This window comes from Saccharicrinis fermentans DSM 9555 = JCM 21142 (assembly GCF_000517085.1).
Lineage (GTDB): Bacteria > Bacteroidota > Bacteroidia > Bacteroidales > Marinilabiliaceae > Saccharicrinis > Saccharicrinis fermentans.
In genome coordinates, this window is the sequence record NZ_KI912107.1 from 3870836 (window position 1) to 3894169 (window position 23334).

Here is a 23334-nt window from a genome sequence, read left to right on the forward strand (position 1 = left end):
AACAATAAAAGATAGAAAAATGTTAAGGTTTTTGATGATTGGTGCAGTAGCGATTACAGCATTTAACTCTATTCAAGCTCAAGAAATAGAAATAACAGACTCGCTTACCACCACAGTTGTAGATACTTTACAACAAGACTCGGTAAAATTAGATAACAAGGTAGAAACAGGCTTTTTTACTGAAAACCTGGATACACTAAAGGTGAATGCCAAAGCAGAAGCGAGCACCACTCCTTTGAGCTACCCAAAGGATCTACCTGACTCGGTTTACATTAAACGACTGCAAGAAATGGCCTCTCCCCTGGAGTTTCCATATAATTCAAAAGTCAGAGCATATATCCAGCTATACACTCAGAAAAAAAGAAAACAAGTTGAAATCATGCTCGGTCTATCTGATTATTATTTTCCTTTGTTTGAAGAAGCTCTTGATGCGGCCAACCTACCGTTGGAACTAAAATATCTACCCATTATTGAGTCCGCCTTGAATCCGAGAGCCTTTTCCAGAGCTGGCGCTTCTGGACTCTGGCAGTTTATGTATGGAACAGGAAAAATGTACGGACTGCAAGTTGATTCATACGTGGACGACAGACGAGATCCTATCAAAGCAACCCAAGCAGCGGTTAACTTTTTGAAAGATTTATACGAAACCTATGGCGATTGGTACTTGGTTATTGCAGCTTATAACTGCGGCCCCGGCAATGTAAACAAAGCCATCTATCGCTCCGGAGGCAAACGCGACTTCTGGCAAATCTATTATCGCCTGCCCCGTGAAACCCGTGGGTATGTGCCAGCCTTTATTGCTGCCGCCTATACCATGACCTACCACAAAGAACATATGATTGAGCCTAAACCTGCTGATATTGTTCAGGCGACCGACACCATAATGATATCTGACTTATTACACTTTAATCAGGTATCGGCTGTTACAGGTTTACCCATCGAAACATTGCGCGCGCTCAACCCGCAATACCGCAGAGACGTCGTTCCTGCCCAGAAAAAACCTTACAGCTTAAAACTCCCATTTGAAGCAACCGAAAAGTTTATCGCATTCAAAGATTCTATCTTCGGATACCAGCGCGAGAAATATTTTGCCTCCAACCGACTGGTGGTCAGTCCGTCAAACAACTACAATGCTCCTTCTGCACCTAAAAACAAAGCAAAAGTGTATTACACCGTTAAGTCGGGCGATGCTGTTGGTTTAATTGCCGACTGGTTTGACGTTTATACTTCTGATTTACGTTACTGGAACAACATCCGTAGAAACCTCATTAAAGTAGGACAAAAGCTGGTTATTTACGTACCTAAAGACAAGGCTTCTTATTACCAGAAGTTTAATACGATGAGTTACGCTCAAAAGCAAGCAGCAAACGGAAAGACAATCAGCGCCTCCACTGCCCCATCGTCAACCCCAAGCACGGTCTCATCCTCGTCCGTTGATGCCAACTACGAGTATTACACGGTTCGACGAGGCGACAACCTATGGTCGATTGCCAAGAGGTACCCTGGCATTTCCAATAACGACATCATGCGTTTAAATGGACTCAGTGCATCTTCTAAAATCAATCCAGGACAAAAACTAAAGATTAGACCCAAGAGTTAATGACCTACATCACAATAGAATTCCTGAACTTTAAATTGGTGACACTTTACCACATTTTAAACATCAGGAATTTTATTGAAATACCCTTATGGGTAAACTGCATTCAATAATATTTAATAATCGAATTAAGATAGGTAGTTAAAAATAAAAACAATTAAAATAACTGCAATTATAAATACGTATGTACGTGGATTCGCAAAATTTAGCGTCCACCCCACCCCTACTACTTTTTTAGGAACAATGACCCTTGAATCTTTTCGGTTAAAATAAAACACCCCTATCCAAGGTTCCAGCTGTTGTTTATTTCCATTAGGTCTCATAGCTTTATATAGGATTTATTAAATAGTTTGAACGGCATAAGTTACCGATTCTATGCCATAACAGCGCCATAACAGGTGAAATTTCATTAATTCGGCGAGCATAAAATTAATAGAATCAATAGGTTTCTCTTATAATTTAAGGCCATTTTAAGTAAGGATAACCAACAATTATTTTGTTTACTGATTTAGCTTTTTTAATTTTATGAACATTATTTCCATAAAGTAATACAAATAAAACAAGAAACCAAATAAACAAATAAGCTTACCCGAAGACTATTGGGCGAATTTATAAAGACTTAGATATAGCGAGCGTACCATAGGAACTTATTCGAAATACATGAGAGATTTTGTACTGCATTTAAGAATGATGATCTTTCAGAAATAGGTATTAACGAAATCAATGAATACGTACATCATCAGGCACAGATGTATTTTATCATTCATTTATTCTGCAGGTCTCAGACGTAGTGAACTTAATTTATATGAAGATGAATTATGGAATTCGACGTAAAACAAAAAAGTGCACAATACTACCTTATATGGTATATATTGTGCACTTTTAATCATGATATATTAAATATATATGCACTATAGTGCATTTACTTTTATTATAAGCATGGACTTAAAAAGACAATAATACAATGGAAAATATTTGGACAATAATAAGTACATCTGCTTTTATAGGAGCCATTGCTTCTGTATTAACAAGTTTTTTGACCTTGAAGTATACGCGTAGAAATTTGAAGACAACAAAATATATTGAAACAATAATTACTGAGCGTATCAAATGGATTAATTTATTAAGAAATGATTTCTCTATACTTATTACTTCAATTCTTGTATTACAGGATAATAAAGAAAAATTGCATGAAACTGAATTTGAATCCCAAAGATTAGAATATGTTAATCATCTGACAATGCGAGATACCTATGAAGACGATGAATTAGAGGATAACTATAATAGCAAAAGACTAATCAATGATATAAACTTAGCAATTGAGAAATGCTTGACACCTGCGGAAATTGTTATTAAAGCGACGCAGGTTAGATTAAGGTTGGACTTAATTCTACTTTAACAGATTAAAATGATCACTGAAAAAACGATAATTTAGTATTGTTTTTCTTTCGTAATAAACAGTAAATTAGTATATTGCAATTGAAACAAAGAACAAAACTCAAGTTTGCAATGGGTAACGGGCGAAAAACTTAAAAAAATATACGAATAATGGTAAAACACTGCTAGCGGTCAACAACCGACTTGAAGTGTATTTATCTGAATTTCAGCACCATTTTAAAAATAGAACAAAATCCAACTTCGACAAAGCTACTCAATACGTCGAAGGTCTAGCTTTAAGCGATTTGAAAAACATCGAACGCATCACTGAGACATTAAACGCAGACTACCATAAGATGCAGCATTTTATCACCGAATCCAATTGGGATGCAAGAGCTGTCATCGACCAAATAGCAAATCAGGTAGACCAATCACTCCCAAACCAAAAATTAAAAGGATTACTCATAGACGAAAGCGGATGGGTGAAAAAAGGTGACAAAAGCATTGGTGTTGATCACCAGTATTGCGGGAACGTTGGGAAGACTGCAAACTCGCAGGTTGCAGTTTTTGGTTGCTTGTGCACGGACAAATATGCAGCGTTGGTCGACACGAGACTGTACCTTCCAAGGTCATGGTGTACTAACAACGCCAGGTGTGAAACTGCTGGCATCCCCAAAGAGGACAGGGTTTTCAAGACAAAACCGGAGCTGGCTACAGATATTGTGAAGCACCAACTGGAAATGGGTATCGAGTTCGATTACGTTGGGGGGGATGGACTTTATGGCAATGACCTTGCGTTTACCCGTTCGGTTGAGGATATGGGTTTGGTGTACATGCTTGACATTCATAGCGATCAAAAAATCCACCTTGAAAAACCAGAACTACATATTCCAGAGCGAAAGAGCAATCGTGGGCGCCCACCCAAAAGGCCGAAGGCAAGCACCCCATCGGTAAACGCTAACGAATATATAGAAACGCTTACAAACAAGGACTGGAAAAAGCTTGACATTCGTGATTCTGCCAAGGGAAAGCTGAAGGGATTGTTCCATTTTAAGACAGTTTACATTTGGGATAAGGTTCAGAACATTGTTGAGAAACGGTTGCTGGTCATTTCGAAAAGAAAGACAAAGCAGGGAGTAGAAATAAAATATTCGTTCACTAACGCAGAACTTGCTCAATACACGCATCAGGCGCTGGCATACATGCAGGCACAACGCTTTTTCATTGAGCATAGCTTCAAAGAGCAAAAACAGATAGTAGGCTTGGATCAGTTCCAAACCCGCAAATGGCTGTCATGGCATCACCAAGTAGCCCTCAACTTAATGGTGGGCAGCTTTATGCTGAAAGAAAAACTATTGAATCAAGACGAAGTCCCATTGTTGTCGGCAAGAGACATTATGGATTTTATGGTATACAAATTTTATCGTGAAATGACCGATGAACGGATGCTGGAAAAACTGCAGCAGCGACATGAAAAGCGACAGCGTGACATAGATCTCTGTTATTCAAAGCAATAAATCTGTTAAAGTAGAATTAAAGGAATATAAAGAAATGTCAGACATGTTAGGAGAAATTATTTCTGAATATTCAATAATTGACTTAAAATCCAAAAATTCAAATGTTGATATTAATAAACTGTCTATGTTGACTCAAGAAATGTTAACCGTCGAATGGAAAAGAGTAATCGATGAAGTAGAAACAAAATAACAAAAGCTAATCGAATAGGTGGCTGACAGGATTGTAGCCCTGCCAGTGCACCTTTCACAGCACGACTTTTTACTCCATAAAAAGTACGTACGGGTAACTTCGTTATTCCTCTTCACAAATTAAAATACTATTTTAATTTATTCGAGCATATACGGCGGTTCCTTACATCATGGGGAATCGAAGATCGGCGGAGCCAATTTGCCGTCGGTATTTACTACGCTAATCGCTCACAAATAATCTTCACTGCATAGGTCACCCCATACCACTACGTTTTTACATTCGTAAAAAGTGTCACTTGCTAACGGTTCGGAGCGTTACCTCCGCCCGTGATGGGACTTTTGAATACAAATATTTATATTAAAGCATTCGTGAACTTCGTTTCACCCTCTGGATATTAAATAATACTCCACATTCTGAGGTTTATTGAAGATAATTTGTATTTTCAAACTTTTTCAACAACTTCGGGTGTGGGTGTACTGCAGCACATGCAGGGCACAAACACTCTGGAATAAAGCATAAGGAGCAAGTGAGTATTGGAAGCTGTTTCGGGGGAAACACCTCCCACCAAATTTTCGTTTAGAAAATTTTGCTAGTTTTAAAGTTATTATCAAAACGTAAATTTGGCTCTGCTAGACTTCGGAAAGGACAACTCGTTTTTCCTCCCTTACGACTTCATCCAGTTTACCGTTAGGTGCCATAAAAAACAGACATGATACTCAATAATAAAATATTAGTTAAAAATTATAAGTGTTTTGATTCATCTGGAGGTGGTTTTGAAAAAATTTCACCTATCAATCTTATAATTGGCAAAAATAATTCTGGCAAAAGTAGTCTTGTTGATTTGATTAGATTCATTATCGAAAAAAAGAAAGAGATTATTGAAAGTGGAAGAGATAATTCAAACCCAGAGGTAATTATTGAGCACAAATTAACGGAACAAGAAATTTTACGAGCTTTTCCATCCGGAACAAGTGGAGGTGGTATTCCTGGAAGGAATTTTTTTGAGTATGGGAAGCAATTCATTGATAAAACATATACTTACAAATTAGAAGAAAAAGGAAAGAAAACATTTATCCATCTTGATGCAGAATTTGTAACCCATGCTCGAAAACAGATTGATGCTTTAGCAGGAATAATTAATGAGCCTTTAGCAAATAAAATTTTCTGCAACATTGCTGCTGAAAGAGATATACTGCCAGAAGAAACAAATGCTGAAATTATTTTTACACCAAATGGTTCTGGAGCTACAAATGCAATTCAACAAATTATTAATCGGACAAATAGAGACAGTCGATTGATAGAGCAAGAATTATTAAATGAATTAAACGCAATTATTAACCCCGATATAATATTTACACGGATTCTCGTACAATTAAAAAATAATAATCATTGGGAAATTTTTTTTGAGGATGCAAACAAGAAAAGTATTGCTCTTTCAAAAATGGGAAGTGGTATCAAGACTGTTTTATTAGTATTACTGAATTTAGTTGTCCGACCTGTAATTGAAAATAAAAACCGGAATTCATACGTATTTGCTTTTGAAGAGTTAGAAAATAATCTACACCCTTCTCTACAAAGACGATTGTATAATTATATTCGAAAATATTCTGAAAATCATTCATCTTATTTCTTCCTTACAACACACTCAAATGTAGTAATAGATGCTTTTGGTACTGACAAGAATTCTCAGTTAATTCATGTTATCAATGATGGTGATAAATCAAATTCTACAACAATATTATCATATAATGGAACGAAACAAATTTTAAACGATTTGGGGATTAAGGCAAGTGATATTCTACAATGTAATGGAGTTATTTGGGTTGAAGGACCAAGTGACAGAAATTATATAAATAGATGGATTGGAATTTTAGCTCCTGATTTAAAAGAAGGGTTACATTATTCAATAATGTTTTATGGAGGTAGATTGTTGGCTAATTTGTCATTTGATTTTGAGTGGTTTAATAATGAGGTAATACCACTTTTAAAAATTAATAAGAATGCCTTTGTTGTATTGGATAGAGACGGAAAAACAATGAATGCTAAAATAAACGATACTAAAAATAGAATTACTAAAGAAATTGGAGAAAACAATAGTTGGATTACAAAAGGAAGAGAAATCGAAAATTATCTATCTGATAAAACTATTTCAGATTGGCTTTTAGATAAGCATGGATTTAAAACAAGCTTTACCAATGACAAAAACACAAAACTTGAAGAAAATATTGCAAATTCAAGTAAGACAATAAATTTAAAATATAATTTAAGCAAAACTGTTTTCTCCTCTGAAATTGCAGACTACATTGATAAAGATTCGCTTGCAATTTTAGATTTAAACGAGAATCTAAAAAATCTCTTAAGTAAAATAAGAGAATGGAATGAATAATTACGCACCTAATCGAATTCTAGGACTTAAACAAACATTTTTAAAGAATTAATTTCTAACTTTATTCTTGCCGAACAGCGACCGATGGTGATTATTATACCGAAGATTTCTTTGCATTGAGGTATGCTTTATTTAAGGCATACCTTTTCCTTTTACACAGGCATCGAACCTGTATAAAAGGAGCCGAACAACTCCCTTAAGATCCTATTTTCCGAATATAATTAACCTGCCTAGCGTATTTTCACAAATGGAGTTCCTCTATTTATCACAGCAAAAACTCTAGTAATAAGCTTAAATTTAATCGCATTCATAATTACCCCATGCTCCTTACCATCCTTTGCTTTTCGATCATAATATATGCGTAATTCAGGATCATTCTGAACGGCAGAACGAGCTGCATTATTGTAAATATGCGGTCTGCTACATATTGCAAAGTAAAAAAATGCTCCAATCCGGATGTCGATTGGAGCGTTGGAATTCTCTAAGTTTTACTGGAATCTTTTGGAATTAATCAAAATTAGTGGGTGTTTTTTGGAATATTCTGACAACTATTAGACTTTTTCCAATTGTGCGGCAAAAGATCAGACAAGTCTAAATCTTAATTGCTGTTGTATAACGCAATCTTAGAAAAATACATCCGTAAGCCAAACACTTACATGCTGTTAATGTCATTCTCATTTTTTGCCATCAAAGAAACGGTGCTAGTATGAAGGTGGCAATATGTGAAAGACCGAAGACTAACCTTACATTAAAATAATTGAGCAGAGGAATGGCCTTCCAGATTTTTGGGAAACCTTAGTATTTGTCGGGAAATTATATCACGCACTTGAGGAAGTTTCACATAAAAGGATAATTCGTCCTAATTGGGATTTATATATGCAAGGTTATAATGAATAAAACACGCGTTTACAATCGAATAGGTGGCCGACAGGATTGTAGCCCTGCCAGAGGAACATAGCCTCTCTTTTTGAGGCGGTCGATAGTGATGGTGCTTCCTAAAATAGTACTTTGCCAACAATCTGTTTAATTTAATTTTTGTTGGCGATTTACACTGCGTTACAATTGGGCGATAGACCACCCACCGATTATTCATAATATAAGTATATGCTTTAAGGCATTCATGATTTCGTTCCTCAATTCAGCTTCTGCTCCAAGCATAGGCCATACCAGCTTCAATGCCTAATCGGATCAGGTTTTTCCTTTTCCGCTCAGGCTTCTTTATTCACAAGTGTTCATTTTTTGTGTTCATGATTTCCGCTTTGCTCCAATTCAATGATGCCAAATGCAGTATCTAAGACGATTACGGAGCCAGCCATCCAACTCTTCCAGTTTTGTTTTGATATTGGCATATTTGAAGTTGTTAATCCAACCTCGTTGGATTTCAATTAACTTACTAATGCGTTCATCAAAGCTCATTGGAGTAGTCTTTCGAGTGACTTCTTTAAGTTTTGCTTTAAAACTCTTCCTTCTTTTTGGGGCAACTACCAATTAGTATTTTCCCTTGATACCTTTCTTATAGATCGGTACAAAACCGAAGCCGAGTATTTGGAAGTTTACTGGTCGTCTGATGCCACTTTTGTCTCTATTGATAGGGAGTTTTAATTTATCCCTAAGAAATATGTAAATGTCATTTCCGACCTTCCTAGCCTGCGATTTCGTTTTGCAATAGATGCTAAAATCATCAGCATACGGTCAATAGCAGTAGGAATACCTAGTTGACGGGTTTTACCACCTCCTTTGGGTATTTCTTTGCCTCTGATGGATTGTGGCAAATATGCACAAGTCAGCATCTCTTCAACCAATTGATTACGGTGTAAATCTAGATGGTGTTTAAGTTCGGAAACTGACATACCATCTATACCGCCTGCACCTTTATTACGTACCACTTCCTTGCAAGCTATGGTTAAGTTTGCAGGGTAAAGTACCCGTTCAATTAAATGATTAGTGTCCCGTTTTCTTCTTTTCATTTCTTAGCTAATCCCTGTTCCCTGCTAATCTTCTTTGGGGCTGGAAAGGCTCGAATCCTTTTACCTCCGCCAAAGATTTATAGCGATATAAAGTTCAGCCCTTCACTTATCTATGAGACCTCCATGCTTAGCGTGGTATTCGTAAGAATGGCTCGTTTTCCAAAGCTACTATGGCTTTTGCTGACTGCTCTGCTCTATTAACTCGTAATTACAGAGCTCTCCCCTGGTAAGTGCTATATATAATATTTGCTGCGCTAATCGCTCACAAATAATCTTCACTGCATAGGTCACCCCATACCACTACGTTTTTACATTCGTAAAAAGTGTCACTTGCTAACGGTTCGGAGCGTTACCTCCGCCCGTGATGGGACTTTACGAATACAAATGTTTATATGAAAGCATTCGTGAACTTCGTTTCACCCTCTGGATAAAACAAATACAACCAAACCCGCGGTTTATTGAAGATAATTTGTATTTTCAAACTTTTTCAACAACTTCGGGTGTGGGTGTACTGCAGCACATGCAGGGCACACACAATAAATATACGTAATGGCAGGAAAAGCGCCAAATATCAAGGATTGTAGCCCGCTCAAACTGCGTAGCGGTTTGACAAGAAAGTGCAACGCAATCTGCCACTACTCATACAATTTACCGTTGTGTTTAATGCTAAGAGAGTGCACGAAATGCCAACGCACATTTGGCACATTTACAAGCTCTAACCCACAGGCTGATGCTTCAGCTTGCAAAAGAGCCAATTTTTTGCCATCGCGCACAAGAATCGTTACCTTTGTAGAATGATAGAGTTAAATGAAAAATATAACTTACCGTCAGAATATGCTGATTACATTGGGCTTACTTATGCGACTTCTACATCGGACAAGCATAAAAAGGATAATGGACAGTTTTTTACACCAAAACAGATTTCTGACTTCATGGCGAATCTTGCCAAACCAAAATCGGACAAGATTTCTATCCTTGACCCTGGTTGTGGCACAGCAATACTGTCATGTTCTCTGATTGAAAAACTTGTATCGGATTCCGATATAAAAGAAATAGAATTAATACTTTACGAAACAGATAATAGTGTAGTGATACAAACAAAATCGGTTGCTGAATATCTTGCCGATTGGTTAAAAAAACAGAATATAGGATTTAACTACACAATAATTGAGTTAGATTTTATACTTGATAATTCAGAAGCTTTTAATTCAAATTCACTATTCGGAACAGAGAATGTAAAACAGTTTGATTATATAATTTCAAATCCACCATACTTTAAAATATCTAAAGCGGATAAAAGAGCCTCTGTTGCCAAAGAATTAGTTTACGGTCAGCCAAATATTTATTCGATATTCATGGGATTGTCAGCTAAACTTCTCAAAAACAATGGTGAACTTATTTTTATTACTCCGAGAAGTTTTGCAGCAGGAAACTATTTTAAAGCCTTTAGACAATCATTCTTTAAGGAGGTAAGCATCTCTGATATTCATATTTTCGAATCACGTGATAAGATGTTCAAGAATGATAATGTTTTACAGGAAAATATTATCCTACGGGCTACAAAAACAAAAAATTCCTCAATCAAAGTAACAGTTTCAGAATGTGATAAAGGATTGTTCAATCCTACAGAATATCTTTACCCCACAGACGAACTTATTGATTTAAAGTCTGTAGATAAGGTATTGTTTATTCCATCAAATAAGAATGAATCTGATACAATCAAGATTTTCAAAAAGTGGAATAATACCTTAAATGACTTTAATATTCAGATTTCAACTGGTCCTGTTGTGGCATTCCGTTGTACTGACCATTTAAAAAACGAAGGTCAAGTGAATGGAGCTATCGCTCCTTTGGTTTGGCTTCATAACGTCAAAGAAATGGAGTTTGCTTATCCTTTGCAAAAAGGTAACAAGCCAAGTCTTATTGAAAACAATGAAGATTCACGAAAAGTACTGTTAAAAAACAAAAACTACATTTTTTTAAGGCGTTTTAGCTCAAAAGACGATAAAAGCCGTTTGGTTTGTTGTCCTTATTTCGCTCAAAGCTTTGACACAGAAATGGTAGGTGTAGAAAATCACATCAATTATATTCATCGACCAAATGGCGATTTAAATGATAATGAAATTTGGGGAATTTCGGCGCTTTACAGCAGTAGTTTATTTGATACATTTTTCAGAACCTTTAATGGCAATACCCAAGTTGGTGCATCTGAATTAAAACAAATTAAAATGCCCCCGCTTAAAGATATTGAGGTTATTGGAAATAAAGTTAAACAATTACAAAACCACAATAAACAGGAGATTGATAAAATAATTAGTGAAGTACTATTAGAAAATATTTATGTCAAAAATACAAGAAGCTCAAGCAATTTTGAACGAGTTGGGGTTGCCTGATGCTCAACAAAATGAAATATCTGGTTATACACTTTTAGCACTGTGTAATATCAAAGAAAAAGATAAATGGTCTAAAGCATTTAAGCAAAGTCACGGAGTAACAAAAGGAATAATGACTTTTATTTCTGAGAATTACGATAAGGAATATGCTCCGAACACCCGTGAAACTTTTAGAAGACAAGTGCTTCATCAATTTGTACAGGCTGGTATTGCTGATTACAATCCAGATATTCCTGATTTGCCAGTAAATAGCCCAAGAGCACATTACGCAGTATCTGAAATCGCATTGGAAACGATAAAAACATACAGAACAAGAGGTTGGAAGAAAGCGGTTGCAAACTTTAAATCTCAAATTGGGGAGTTAAAAGAAAAGTACAGTAAGGAACGGGAAATGTCAAGAGTTCCTTTGAAACTTGCGAATGGAAAAGTATTGATGTTATCACCAGGAAAACACAATGAAGTTCAAGCTGCAATAGTTGAAGAATTTGCTTCGAGGTTTGCGCAAGGTTCAACATTACTCTACGTTGGTGATACTGAAAACAAAGATTTGCACATAGAAAAGGAAAAGCTTGAAAGTATTGGCATTCCGATTACTGAACATAGTAAATTACCTGATGTAGTTATTTATGACGAGGATAAAAATTGGTTATACTTAATTGAAGCAGTTACATCACACGGACCAATGTCGCCAAAACGAATTGTTGAACTTGAAGATTTCCTAAAGGATTGCAAGGCGGGTAAAATTTATGTTTCTGCGTTCCCTGACTTTTCAGAGTTTAAGAAACATACCAATGACATTGCTTGGGATACTGAAGTTTGGATAATGGATTTCCCAGAACACATGATTCACTTTAACGGTGACAGATTTTTAGGACCGAGATAATTTTAATTATGGGCGAAATAGAAAGATTACTTTTAGAACTTGAATCAGGACGCAAAGAAATAAAAACTGACAGTTACCATATGAGTATTGGTGAAATAATCAATATGTATAAAGACGGTGACTTAGTTTTAAATCCCGCATTTCAAAGGTTATTTAGATGGAATGATACTCAAAAGACACGTTTTATTGAATCAATCCTATTGGTCATGGGAGTAAGTATGAAGACAGTAACGAAGGAGATTTAGTTCTTGAAATTGAGGATGTTGAAAGATTAAAAAATATTGTTATTCTTATTATTGATAATTTCCGTGACGAACTTTTGGATTATGCGTTTAAAGAATACTATTTGTCAGATAATGAGAAAAACAAGACAATATATGATACAGAAAAAGAAGAAGAATTAGAAAAGCTATTAAAGTCATATGATGCAAATTCCTAACCCTTCGCAACCATACACATTGCCAAGTCGCTCAAAGAGCCACCCCACAAATCAAAACTTGTCAAAGAGTATGGCTGCCCCATCGCACGGACAGACTTCGGAAGATAAAGCACTGAAAAACAATCGAGTAGCCAGCCGATAGGCTATTAATTAGCCTATCGGAGAAGCTCTCACACCACCTAGCATACGGGTCTCGTACTGGGCGGTTCCTTATACCATGGGGAATCGAAGATCGGCGGAGCCAATAGTGTATTTGATTTAGTAGGTAAAGCAGAAGTAATTTGGTTGTACATAGAAGCTAAGGGAATGTAACCTCGTTTTTGGAGTCTTTCCACCGTAATGGTTGTACCTAAAATAGGACTTTGCCAACAAAGATTATGTTTTATTGGTGTTAGCGATTTCCGCTTTGCTCCAATTGAGCGATAGTCCAACCACCCATGCGGCTTCTGCTCCAAGCGTACGCCATGCCTGCTTCAACGCCCAACCGAATAAGGCTACGCCTTTTCATTCTTGTCAGGCTTCTTTATTCACAAGTGTTCATGATTTCCGCTTTGCTCCAATTCAATGATGCCAAATGCAGTATCTAAGACGATTACGGAGCCAGCCATCCAACTCTTCCAGTTTTGTTTTGATATTGGCATATTTGAAGTTGTTCTACCAGTTGCTTACGATTTTGGTCGAGATAGTCTTTAAGTTCGGAAACTCTCATACCATCAACACCGCCCGCCCCTTTGTTGCTTACCACTCCCTTGCAAGCTATGGTTAAGTTTGCTGGGTGCAGTACCCGTTCAATTAAATTGCTCGTGTTCCGTTTTCTTCTTTTCATTCTTGTTCTTTTCAATTCCCTGCTATCTTTCTTTGGGGTTAGAAAGGTTCAAATCCTTTTACCTCCGTCAAAGATCAATAGCGACGTAAAGTTCAGCCCTTCTTCAACTTGTGAGTCCTCTGCATATCTTATTGCAGCTCGTTACTGTTGAATACTATGGCGTCGGCTGACTTCTTGCCATAACCAACACGTAGTTGACAAGATCTCCCCTGATAATTACTGTATTAATATTTGCTGCGCTAATCGCTCACAAATAATCTTCACTGCATAGGTCACCCTATACCACTACGTTTTTACATTCGTAAAAAGTGTCACATGCTAACGGTTCGGTGCGTTACCTCCGCCCATGATGGGACTTTACGAATACAAATATTTATATGAAAGCATTCGTGAACTTCGTTTCACCCTCTGGATAAAATAAACACAACCAAACCCGCGGTTTATTGAAGATAATTTGTATTTTCAAACTTTTTCAACGACTTCCGGCTGTGTGCACTGCTGCTCATATAGAGCACAGGTTACCATGCATTAGAAATAACAAACCGACAAACTCATAACGATTTATGAAAAATAAACTTATAGCAGCTGAAAGTGGGGATGTAAAAATTCGAGAATTAATTGATTCAGATTTAGTAAAGCTATCCGAGTATGCAGATAATGAAAAAGTGAGTATTAATTTGAGAGACGCATTTCCTAAACCATACACCTTGAAAGATGCGGAGAATTTCAAAAAAATGATTGATTCACAAAATCCAAAGACTTTTTTTGCAATTGAATTTCAAGGTGAATATGTCGGAAACATTAGCCTTTCAGTTGGAGACGATATTTACAGGAAAAGTGCGGAGATTGGATATTTTATTGGACAACCATTTTGGAATAAAGGAATTGCAACAAAAGCAGTAAATCTGATAACAAGTTGGGGATTTGAAAACCTTGATATTGTAAGGATTCATGCAGGGATTTTTGAATTTAATAAATCATCACAGCGAGTATTAGAGAAATGTGGTTACATAAAAGAAGCTGTTTTCAAGAAATCAGTTTGTAAAAACAGCGAGATTTATGATGAGATTAGATATGTAAAGATTAAAGAATGAGGAATATTGAGAAAGACTTGGAAATAAGGGAAATTAAACCGACTGAATATTCTTTTCTTAACGAAATGCTATATCAAGCCATTTTCGTTGCTGACAAGAAAATTGTTTTGCCACGTGAGATTATTGAACAACCTGATTTGATAAAATACATTCAAGATTTCGGGAAAACTCGCGACTTTTGTCTTGTTGCGGAACAATATGGAAAACTCTTAGGTGCGATTTGGGTTAGGTTTATCAAAGGTTATGGTTTTGTTGATAATGAAACCCCAGAATTGAGCATGGCCGTTCTAAATGGACACAGAGGTAATGGAATTGGGAAACAATTATTAACAGTTATGATTGACAGACTAAAAGACAAACAGTTAAAACGAGTTTCGTTGAGCGTTGACAGAGAGAATTTTGCATACGGATTTTATAGAAAACATGGATTTGTTGATTATCTTGCATCGGAGAAATCAATAATAATGACAAAAAAATTGATTGAAACATAAGTGGAGGAACTGCCGTTGAATTTCAAAATATGCGGAATAAATACCAATCCTTACTTATAAAGCTCTAGCAAAGAAACGATGTCATCATCAAACCAAAACAAGTACCTTTTGAAAAAGGAGATAATAAGCGAATTAGGTCAGCTTGTCAAAGTTCTGATATAAAAGCAAGTACCTCAGAATTATCTGCGACAAAAAATGCAAACAACAGAATCGACATTAAAAAAATGATTGTTTAGTAATATCGTGAATTTACTTGATGATCATAGATAGTGGCTGCAAGAAAACGACCGTTTTTTCTGTCTTTGATAAGAAAACTTCAAAGACAAGGCTTTCGATATTTTTGAAACCAAGGAGTTTACTGATTGTAAATGACTGTTTCAAAAATGAGAATAACGCAGTATTTGGAGTTTTCTTGCAAAGACTAAATAGGACATTTCTATCATAAGCTCTTATAGAGTTAGCATAGATTAACAATAATTTCGAAATGTTTGGAGTAAAGATACGCAGAGTGTTATGTATTGGATATGTTAATTAAAACACAGATTTGATTGTATTTATGCTGATGATGTAACGGATTGACATTTGTTCCTATTTGAAATTATTTACAATAATACAAATCATAATTTATTCTTTACAATAGTAAACGATTGAAATTATTTAAATTACGCACTTTTAATTTATTATTTACCAAACGTGTACTTTCGAGAAAAAAATAGGATTACGATTAAACCTTTATCAAACATAAAAAACTGAATGAAAACGAAAAAATTATTTACCCCAAGAGATTTTATCGATGTAGAAGGGAAAGATATTTATGAAAGTGCTGATTATTTTCAGGTTTTCATTGATCAGATGGACAACGAAAGAGCTAATGCTTTTGATATTACAACAACTACACCAACAGGAAGTAAGGTAAAGGTGGTTGATAAGTATAGTGGAAAAGAGCTTTCAGCTATTAGTTTTGTTTCTTCGAATTATTTAGGGATGAATATGCATCCAAAGGTTAAAGAGGCTGCAAAGTGTGCTATTGATGAATATGGAGTCGGAACTAGTACTACGCCGTTAATTGGTGGTTATTTGGATATACATGCAGAATTGGAAAAGAAAATTGCAAAAATGCATGGCAAAGAAGCATCTTTAACATACTCCTCCGGATTTGCTGCCAATGTTGGTGTAGCGCAATTCTTGCTTAATAAAAACGATATTGCGATTGTTGACACCTTTATACATGCTAGTATGTATGATGGCCTAGCCAATACAAATGTAAAGATATTTGGTCATAATGATTTAAAGTATCTAGAAATGGTATTGGAGAAATCCAAAGGAAATTACCGAAATATGATCGTTATCGTGGATGGTGTTTATTCTCAGGATGGAGATTTACCAAGGCTTAAGGAGATTTGTGTTTTATCCAGACAGTATGGAGCATATATTTTTCTTGATGACGCTCACGGAGTTGGTGTACTTGGTAAGAATGGCTACGGAACCTGTAGTCATTTTAACCTATCGGATGAAGTTGATGTAATAACAGGTACATTAAGTAAGGCTATTGGAGCTATTGGTGGATATGTTGCAGGTTCAGATCAGCTCATAAAATACCTAAGACACTTATCACGCCCTAGTATATTTTCTGCATCATTACCACCCTCTGTGGCCGTCTCAGCTTCAAAGGCTATTGATGTATTCTCTGAAGAACCTCAGATTATCGAGAAACTATGGGAGAACACAAAATATGCTAGGAAAACTTTAATCGAAAATGGTTTTGATTTGGGACGTTCAGAATCTCCCATTATTCCTATTATGGTTCGGGATGATATGAAAGCAAAGGTTATTGCTAGAAAGCTATTGGAAAATGGGGTCTACATTATCCCCGCTACCTACCCAGCTGTTAAGCTAAAGGATTCAAGATTGAGGATGAACGTATCTGCGACACACTCGCAGTCTGATATAGATTATTTCTGCGAGCAATTGAATTGCATAAACAAGGAAATGGAGTTCAAATAGATTACAGACCAATAGCATCCTAAACGATTTAAAAAATGTGAGTAGAATATTAAGTATCTCAAATTATCTTTGAGTTGCACAACAAAAAAATCTTCTCATATGTCAAAGATAAATTTATTCTCTCAGATTATTTCAAAACTGGATCGCGGTTTGTTTAATTCGATAGTAAAGGAACGCGAAACAGATAAGCATCAAAAAGGTTATAGCAGCTGGACACATCTAGCTTCAATGCTTTTTTGCCAATTTGCGAAAAGTCAATCAGTACGAAGTATAAGCATGGCTTAAAATCCGCAACAGGCAATTTAAATCACTTAGGGATACCCAAAGCACCCCCAAAGCCTACAATTAGCTATCAAAACAAGAATCGAGACTAGCAACTTTTTAAAAATTACTATCTTAAGCTTTTCTCGCAATTAGGACCGCAGACAAATTTCAGACACACAAAATTCCGTATAAAGTCAAAAATATTTCTGCTAGACTAATCAACCATAAGCCTTTGTTTAAACTTATTCGATTGGGCAAAATATAAAACAAATAAAGATGCAGTAAAGATGCACAGATTGCTTGATTATGATGGAAATTTAACAGCCTATATTAATATTACCAATGGCAAAACAGCTGATAATAAAGGGGCGTATAACGTGCCGCTACTGGCCAATAGTGTAATCGTTACTAACAGGTATTATAACGACTTCTCTCTTTTAGATGTTTAAGACAGTAACTCTGTATATTTTGTAGTTCGCCATAAAGAAAACTTGAATTTCAAAACGATAAAAGAAAATAAACTACCCGACAATAGGCACCAACACGTACTTGTAGATGAAATTATTGAGATATTCTTCAGAGAGACAAAACAGCTTCTGCACTTAAATCATTAATCGGAACAAGTGAAAATGCTGTAATGATTCAGGTTTGGACAGCCTTAATTACCATACTTGTCCGAAAATACTTAAAAGCTCTTTCTGAATTTGGATGGAGACTATCAAATCTTGTTGCCTTTATTCGCTTGAATCTCTTTGTGAAAATTGATCTTCAAAAATGGTTAGATAAACCTTTTGAGGATCCCCCTGAGAATAGACCTAATGCCATACAAGGGGTTTTGTTTTAAAATATGAATTCTATGAGCTCTAAACCCATTGTATTCTCGATGTCTCCTCGCTTAAAAATTTATTTAGGACGCTATTGATTACAGACAAAAGATTACACCAAAGCGTTGTAATCTTTTGTAGTTTATGAATGTAAGCTTATTTTTACATCTTATTGTTTAAATCGGGAATCAGGACATATGATAAGCAAAAGAGAAAGCAATGCCATTAAGGCAAGAATGGATTTGCTCAATGCCGTTGGCTTAGCCTTGCAAAAACATGGTTTTGCAAAGCTAGGAATTAATACCGTGGCTGCTGAGGCTAAAATGGATAAAACTGCTATATACAGGTATTATTCAAACTTTGAAGATTTACTACGTGCTTATATCGACCAGCAAGAATTTTGGCTGAAGTCGTTAAAGAAATATGGCAATAGGGAAATTGATGACATGAATAGGCTTGCCAAAACATTCATTAGGGAGCAAGCAGAAGCCTTGATGGAAAGTGAGGAGTTTCGTCAGTTAATCTTATGGGAATTGGCAGACAAAGATGGGATAGCTACCCCAATTACGGTTAAGCGTGAAATTTATTCTAAAAACATACTAGAGCAAAGCAAAACCATCCTTGGTAATTGCGGAATAAATTTCAATTTTATTTTATCTATTATACTTGGTGGCTTGTATTATGTAACCATTCATAAAGATAAATACCCTTTCTGTGAAGTTGACCTTACTCAAAAAAAGCATAAGGATGAATTAATTAGAACACTTGACTGGCTAATTGATTTGCTATTCGAAACAAATAAGCAGGTTAGCGAGGTTGAGAAGATAGCATTAAGACTTCGTAGTAAGGGAATGACTAGAGATGAAATAATGGAGATAACCAATATTGATATTGATCAATATTGAATAAATAATTTTAAATAAAAGGATTCTTTCAGGATCCTTTTATTTGAGATAAACATATTTATAAGTGCGAAAGGATTATTCTTAATACTTTTAGAAATCCTAACTATGAGATTATTACGAATAAGTTGCACTTTCAATTAGTAATATATAATTATTATATCTGATAATTTTATATCTTTAAACTGTTTTTAGTTAGAATATTTTATTGACCTTTAATCCATTTAAAATGAGAAAAACGTTTAGTTTATTTATGATTACCTGCTTGACTTTTCTGATACAGGCAAAGAATATGAAGATTTAAATATTTCGACACAATCATTATGAATACGGAAAAAGTGCTTCTAAAAAACGAAACCTGCATAAAGCAAGTAAGATACTCTGATATAACTCACATTTCAATTTGTGGAGATTGTTCAACCTTCATGTTAAATGATACATCATCATTCTCTTTATCTAAATCTTTGAATGAAATAAGCAAAAAACTTCCAGATTATTTTATACGAGTTAACCGAAATTACATTATAAATTCTGAACATATTCAAGAATTTAGGTATAAATCAAGAAAAATTACACTTGAGGGAAATATCACTTTTACTGTTTCTCATCGAAACCTAAAGCTTGTAAAAGACACTTTAAGCGCCATCTCTTTTAACTTATAAAAATTATAAAATATAACAATAATGAAATTAAGCATTTATAACTCATATATAAAACTATCTGAAGATCAGGCATTTTTATTTAACTCTAAAAGTAATGAATATCTGATATTTGATCCTATATATATTAGTGATTTCAACAATCTTAGTATTTACAAACTCCCCAGTGAGCTGAAAGAAAATATGAAAAAAGGAGGTTTTTTACTTCTAGATGACGACTACAATGAGACTACCTCACTAATTGAGCATCGTAAAAGTTTATATGCCGACAAAAGCAAATATATCCTTACAATAAATCCAACATTAAACTGTAATCTAAATTGCTGGTATTGCTATGAAACAAAAGATACTGGAAAAATGTCCGATAAATTATTAAACTCTGTCTTATTATTTATCGAGAACACCATTGAAAATATTAAGGAACTTAAAATGTTTGAATTATCCTTTTTTGGCGGAGAGCCTCTTCTTTGCTATAAAACGATTATACAGCCATGTATAAAGCAAGCAAAACTTCTATGTAAAAAAAACAATATTGAATTAACCATTGGTTTTACAACCAACGCTTATCTTTTAAATGATAACATTATAAATGATTTGAAAGGAGAAACAAAAGTAGCTTTTCAAATAACATTAGATGGCAATAGAGAGCTACATAATCAAACACGATTTTTACAGAACAAAAAAGGTACCTATGACACTATTGTTAACAATATTAAGAAATTAGTTGCCATAGAAAATATTCATACTACACTTCGATTCAACTGCACAAAAGAAAATCTTTCAAGTCTAATTGAGGTATTACCCGATATTGAAGGCATCGATGATATCCAAAGAAAGAGAATGGATTTAGCATTCGAGCGAGTATGGCAAGATTATGACAATGGAGATATTAAAGATCTAATGAATTTAGTACAAAAGCAATTTGAAGAAAAAGGTTTCTTTATTGATGATATAGACTATCTAGCTACCCCAATGTGGTGCGAAGGAAATAAACTAAATTCTTCTATCATCAATTACAATGGTGAAGTCTTCAAATGTACAGCCAGAGACTTTCAATCAGAAAAAAAAGAAGGAAAGTTAGATGATAAAGGAGAAATTATTTGGGATAAAGAGAAAGTAGATGCTAGATATAATGCTCTATTTTCAAGTTCCCTATGTTTTGAATGTAGAATAGCTCACATATGTACAGAAAGATGTGCTCAAAAAACATTAGAAAATGGTGTTAATGGATGTCCTTATGATGAAAAAGAGAAAGATGAATTAATACTTAATAGGTTTTATGCCCAAATATTCGAAAGGGTAAGTGTATGAATTTTCCTTATTATCATCAGTTAGACTCTAACGATTGTGGACCTACTTGTCTTCAAATGGTATCTAAATATTATGGAAAAAAAATATCAATAGAAGACATAAGAAAATTAGTTGACGTAAGTAGTTCAGGTATTACACTGCAAGATTTATGCTCTGCCGCTTCGAAATTAAAAATAGACTCAGAGGCAGTAAAAATAAATGTAAAAGAAATGGTATTAATGCCATTACCTGCAATATTATTCTGGAAACAAAATCATTTCGTTGTTCTATATAAAATTGATCAAAAAAAGAAAAGGTATTACATCGCTGACCCCTCTTTTGGTTTAACAAAATTAAACGAAGAAGACTTTATTAGAAACTGGTTAGGTGTATCTACCACCCAAAATGAGAGAGGGATTGTTCTATTATTAGAACCTCAGAGAGAGTTTAACCGTCCAGATAATACTTCAAATAAAATAAAACCTAAGAATAGTATTTTAAAATATATCTATTCAATTTTTGCAAACAATACTAAATCTTACATCGTTGCATTATTACTGATGGGATTAGCCCTGCTAATGAACTGGTTAATTCCCACCATATTTCAACGAGTAATAGATGATGGTATTAAAAAAAAGCACGTTAATTTAGTACAAATTTTAATTTTTGGTCAATTAGCTTGTTCTGTTGGTTATATTATATTTATAACTCTATATGAGTTTATTTTATTAAAAGTTAACTTCAAATTATCTATTAACTTTCTAAGAAGTTTCCTAACCAAAGTTACAGAACTACCTATCTCATTTTTTCTTAAAAGAGTAAGTTCAGACTTACTCCAAAGGATACAAGATCTTGAAATATTACAAAGGTTTTTAACAAACCATGCCATTAGTTTCTTAATCACCTTAGCAAACTTTATTATGTTCATAGTATTATTATCGAACTATAATATGGCAATAGCATCTATATATATATGCTCAAATATTCTTGTATTCTTTTGGATAAGTTTTTTCTTTAAAAAGCGCAAAATCCTTGATTACAACAGGTTTTCAGTAGATTCGGAATATAAAAATAAATATTTTGAGCTAGTAACAGGTATGCCAGATATCAAGGTTAACAACGCAAGTAAAATAAAAATTAATAATTTACAATCTGTTTTAAATAAAATAAACTCCTTACAATTAAAAACTTTAAAAACTGAAAATTATCAAACGGTTGGCTCTGATATCCTGGACACTATAAGAAATGTCTGTATACTTGGTTTATGTTCATATTGGGTAATTGAAAATAAGTTAACCCTAGGGCAAATGCTTAGTATTAATTACATACTTGGTCAGTTAGGAGGAACACTGAGATTTTTTACAAATTTTTCAAGAGATTACCAAGATGCAAAGATATCATTAGATCGGTTAAATGATATCAACAATACCTCAAAAGAACTAGATCGTTATAATCCAGATAGACAAACACAACTTTCAAAGAATATAATTTTCAAGAACGTATATTTTAAATATTCAACGAATAATCAAGACTACATATTAAAAAATATAAATCTTGAAATAAAGAAAGGTACAATAAATGCCATTGTTGGTGAAAGCGGAAGTGGAAAAACAACAATCTCTAAATTGCTACTCGGATTTTATCCTCCAACGAAAGGGAATATTTTCATTGACCATCATCCTATCTCTGATATTAACATCGATTCTTGGAGATCAAGTTGTGGAGTAGTTCTTCAGGAAGGATATATATTTAGCGGCAGCTTTATAGAAAACATTTCTATGACATCTACCAGTGTTGATATTAACAAAATAAAACAAGCTGCTAAGATTGCATGTATAGATCAATTTATAGAGTCTCTTCCTATGGAATATAATTCCATAATTGGAAATAATGGAATATGTTTAAGTGGAGGTGAAAAACAAAGAATATTAATCGCAAGAGCTATTTATAAGAACCCTAAAATATTAATATTAGACGAAGCAACAAATGCTTTAGATACTAGAAATGAGATGGAAATTAGCAAAAATTTCATCAATTATTTTTATAATAAAACGGTGGTTATTATAGCTCATAGGTTAAGCACAATTAAGCAAGCCGATAATATATTAGTCATGAAGAAAGGGAGTGTAATAGAACAAGGAACTCATAATGATTTACTAAATAATACGCAAAATCATTATTATTCTCTGGTAAAAAATCAATTACAATTAGAATATACAACTTAACTAAAC

Annotated in this window: 21 protein-coding genes; 17 read left to right on the top strand and 4 right to left on the bottom strand. The window is 34.5% G+C overall.

Going from position 1 to position 23334, the window contains the following annotated elements:
* Window positions 1-19 precede the first annotated feature (19 nt).
* Window positions 20-1600, top strand: a complete 1581-nt coding sequence (locus CYTFE_RS0115745; protein WP_152541888.1) for a lytic transglycosylase domain-containing protein — start codon at window positions 20-22, stop codon at window positions 1598-1600.
* A 125-nt stretch (window positions 1601-1725) separates the two neighbouring features.
* Here the strand turns inward: CYTFE_RS0115745 and CYTFE_RS26805 are convergent, their stop codons facing one another.
* Window positions 1726-1920, bottom strand: a complete 195-nt coding sequence (locus CYTFE_RS26805; RefSeq protein ID WP_044214203.1) for a DUF5808 domain-containing protein — start codon at window positions 1918-1920, stop codon at window positions 1726-1728.
* A gap of 641 nt (window positions 1921-2561) precedes the next feature.
* On the opposite strand from CYTFE_RS26805, the gene CYTFE_RS0115755 reads away from it, so the two are divergent.
* The 3 genes from CYTFE_RS0115755 to CYTFE_RS0115770 all read left to right on the top strand — a co-directional run bounded on the left by CYTFE_RS0115755 (window position 2562) and on the right by CYTFE_RS0115770 (window position 7067).
* Window positions 2562-2996: a hypothetical protein gene (locus CYTFE_RS0115755; RefSeq protein WP_027472584.1), complete on the top strand. Its 435-nt coding sequence runs from the start codon at window positions 2562-2564 to the stop codon at window positions 2994-2996.
* Window positions 2997-3183: 187 nt separating this feature from the next.
* Window positions 3184-4491 carry an IS701 family transposase gene (locus CYTFE_RS0115760; RefSeq protein WP_027470370.1) on the top strand — a complete coding sequence of 436 codons (1308 nt, stop codon included), beginning with the start codon at window positions 3184-3186 and terminating at the stop codon, window positions 4489-4491.
* 899 nt (window positions 4492-5390) lie between these two features.
* The gene (locus CYTFE_RS0115770; RefSeq protein WP_027472585.1) at window positions 5391-7067 is read left to right on the top strand and encodes an ATP-dependent nuclease; all 1677 of its coding nucleotides are present in this window, start codon (window positions 5391-5393) and stop codon (window positions 7065-7067) included.
* A 1269-nt stretch (window positions 7068-8336) separates the two neighbouring features.
* Here the strand turns inward: CYTFE_RS0115770 and CYTFE_RS30855 are convergent.
* Both CYTFE_RS30855 and CYTFE_RS30860 read right to left on the bottom strand, forming a co-directional pair.
* On the bottom strand, window positions 8337-8483 hold the full coding sequence (locus CYTFE_RS30855; RefSeq protein WP_244880334.1) for a group II intron maturase-specific domain-containing protein: 147 nt from the start codon (window positions 8481-8483) through the stop codon (window positions 8337-8339).
* A 182-nt stretch (window positions 8484-8665) separates the two neighbouring features.
* Window positions 8666-9034, bottom strand: coding sequence for a reverse transcriptase family protein (locus CYTFE_RS30860; RefSeq protein WP_052343233.1), 369 nt, complete (start codon window positions 9032-9034; stop codon window positions 8666-8668).
* 794 nt (window positions 9035-9828) lie between these two features.
* On the opposite strand from CYTFE_RS30860, the gene CYTFE_RS26815 reads away from it, so the two are divergent.
* Genes CYTFE_RS26815 through CYTFE_RS0115795 form a run of 3 tightly spaced genes read left to right on the top strand, consistent with a single transcriptional unit; the run spans window position 9829 to window position 12555 of the window.
* Complete coding sequence (locus tag CYTFE_RS26815; RefSeq protein WP_052343234.1) at window positions 9829-11427, top strand: Eco57I restriction-modification methylase domain-containing protein; 1599 nt, start codon at window positions 9829-9831, stop codon at window positions 11425-11427.
* Complete coding sequence (locus CYTFE_RS0115790; RefSeq protein ID WP_027472586.1) at window positions 11375-12310, top strand: BsuBI/PstI family type II restriction endonuclease; 936 nt, start codon at window positions 11375-11377, stop codon at window positions 12308-12310. The genes CYTFE_RS26815 and CYTFE_RS0115790 overlap by 53 nt, the downstream gene beginning before the upstream one ends.
* An 8-nt stretch (window positions 12311-12318) precedes the next feature.
* The gene (locus tag CYTFE_RS0115795; RefSeq protein WP_027472587.1) at window positions 12319-12555 is read left to right on the top strand and encodes a DUF262 domain-containing protein; all 237 of its coding nucleotides are present in this window, start codon (window positions 12319-12321) and stop codon (window positions 12553-12555) included.
* 786 nt (window positions 12556-13341) lie between these two features.
* On the opposite strand, the gene CYTFE_RS30390 is transcribed toward CYTFE_RS0115795, so the two are convergent.
* Window positions 13342-13575, bottom strand: a complete 234-nt coding sequence (locus CYTFE_RS30390) for a hypothetical protein (protein ID WP_052343235.1) — start codon at window positions 13573-13575, stop codon at window positions 13342-13344.
* 563 nt (window positions 13576-14138) lie between these two features.
* Between CYTFE_RS30390 and CYTFE_RS0115810 the strand changes: the two genes are divergently transcribed.
* The 10 genes from CYTFE_RS0115810 (at window position 14139) to CYTFE_RS0115850 (ending at window position 23328) form a co-directional block, all read left to right on the top strand.
* Window positions 14139-14669: a GNAT family N-acetyltransferase gene (locus tag CYTFE_RS0115810; RefSeq protein WP_027472588.1), complete on the top strand. Its 531-nt coding sequence runs from the start codon at window positions 14139-14141 to the stop codon at window positions 14667-14669.
* On the top strand, window positions 14666-15160 hold the full coding sequence (locus CYTFE_RS0115815; protein WP_027472589.1) for a GNAT family N-acetyltransferase: 495 nt from the start codon (window positions 14666-14668) through the stop codon (window positions 15158-15160). The genes CYTFE_RS0115810 and CYTFE_RS0115815 overlap by 4 nt, the downstream gene beginning before the upstream one ends.
* Window positions 15161-15913: 753 nt before the next feature.
* Complete coding sequence (locus tag CYTFE_RS0115820; protein ID WP_027472590.1) at window positions 15914-17164, top strand: aminotransferase class I/II-fold pyridoxal phosphate-dependent enzyme; 1251 nt, start codon at window positions 15914-15916, stop codon at window positions 17162-17164.
* 99 nt (window positions 17165-17263) lie between these two features.
* Window positions 17264-17449 carry a DUF4372 domain-containing protein gene (locus tag CYTFE_RS30865; protein ID WP_200871474.1) on the top strand — a complete coding sequence of 62 codons (186 nt, stop codon included), beginning with the start codon at window positions 17264-17266 and terminating at the stop codon, window positions 17447-17449.
* A 266-nt stretch (window positions 17450-17715) separates the two neighbouring features.
* Entirely contained in the window at window positions 17716-17877 is a 162-nt protein-coding gene (locus tag CYTFE_RS30870; protein ID WP_200871473.1) for a hypothetical protein, read from the top strand.
* Between the two features lie 188 nt (window positions 17878-18065).
* Window positions 18066-18272, top strand: a complete 207-nt coding sequence (locus CYTFE_RS30875) for a hypothetical protein (RefSeq protein ID WP_027472591.1) — start codon at window positions 18066-18068, stop codon at window positions 18270-18272.
* A 177-nt stretch (window positions 18273-18449) separates the two neighbouring features.
* Window positions 18450-19157, top strand: a complete 708-nt coding sequence (locus tag CYTFE_RS0115835; RefSeq protein WP_027472592.1) for a TetR/AcrR family transcriptional regulator — start codon at window positions 18450-18452, stop codon at window positions 19155-19157.
* 320 nt (window positions 19158-19477) lie between these two features.
* Complete coding sequence (locus tag CYTFE_RS31995) at window positions 19478-19816, top strand: LytR/AlgR family response regulator transcription factor (RefSeq protein WP_027472593.1); 339 nt, start codon at window positions 19478-19480, stop codon at window positions 19814-19816.
* A 21-nt stretch (window positions 19817-19837) separates the two neighbouring features.
* Window positions 19838-21124 carry a radical SAM/SPASM domain-containing protein gene (locus CYTFE_RS0115845; RefSeq protein ID WP_027472594.1) on the top strand — a complete coding sequence of 429 codons (1287 nt, stop codon included), beginning with the start codon at window positions 19838-19840 and terminating at the stop codon, window positions 21122-21124.
* The gene (locus tag CYTFE_RS0115850) at window positions 21121-23328 is read left to right on the top strand and encodes a peptidase domain-containing ABC transporter (protein WP_044214290.1); all 2208 of its coding nucleotides are present in this window, start codon (window positions 21121-21123) and stop codon (window positions 23326-23328) included. Before CYTFE_RS0115845 ends, CYTFE_RS0115850 begins: the two co-directional genes overlap by 4 nt.
* Window positions 23329-23334 lie beyond the last annotated feature (6 nt).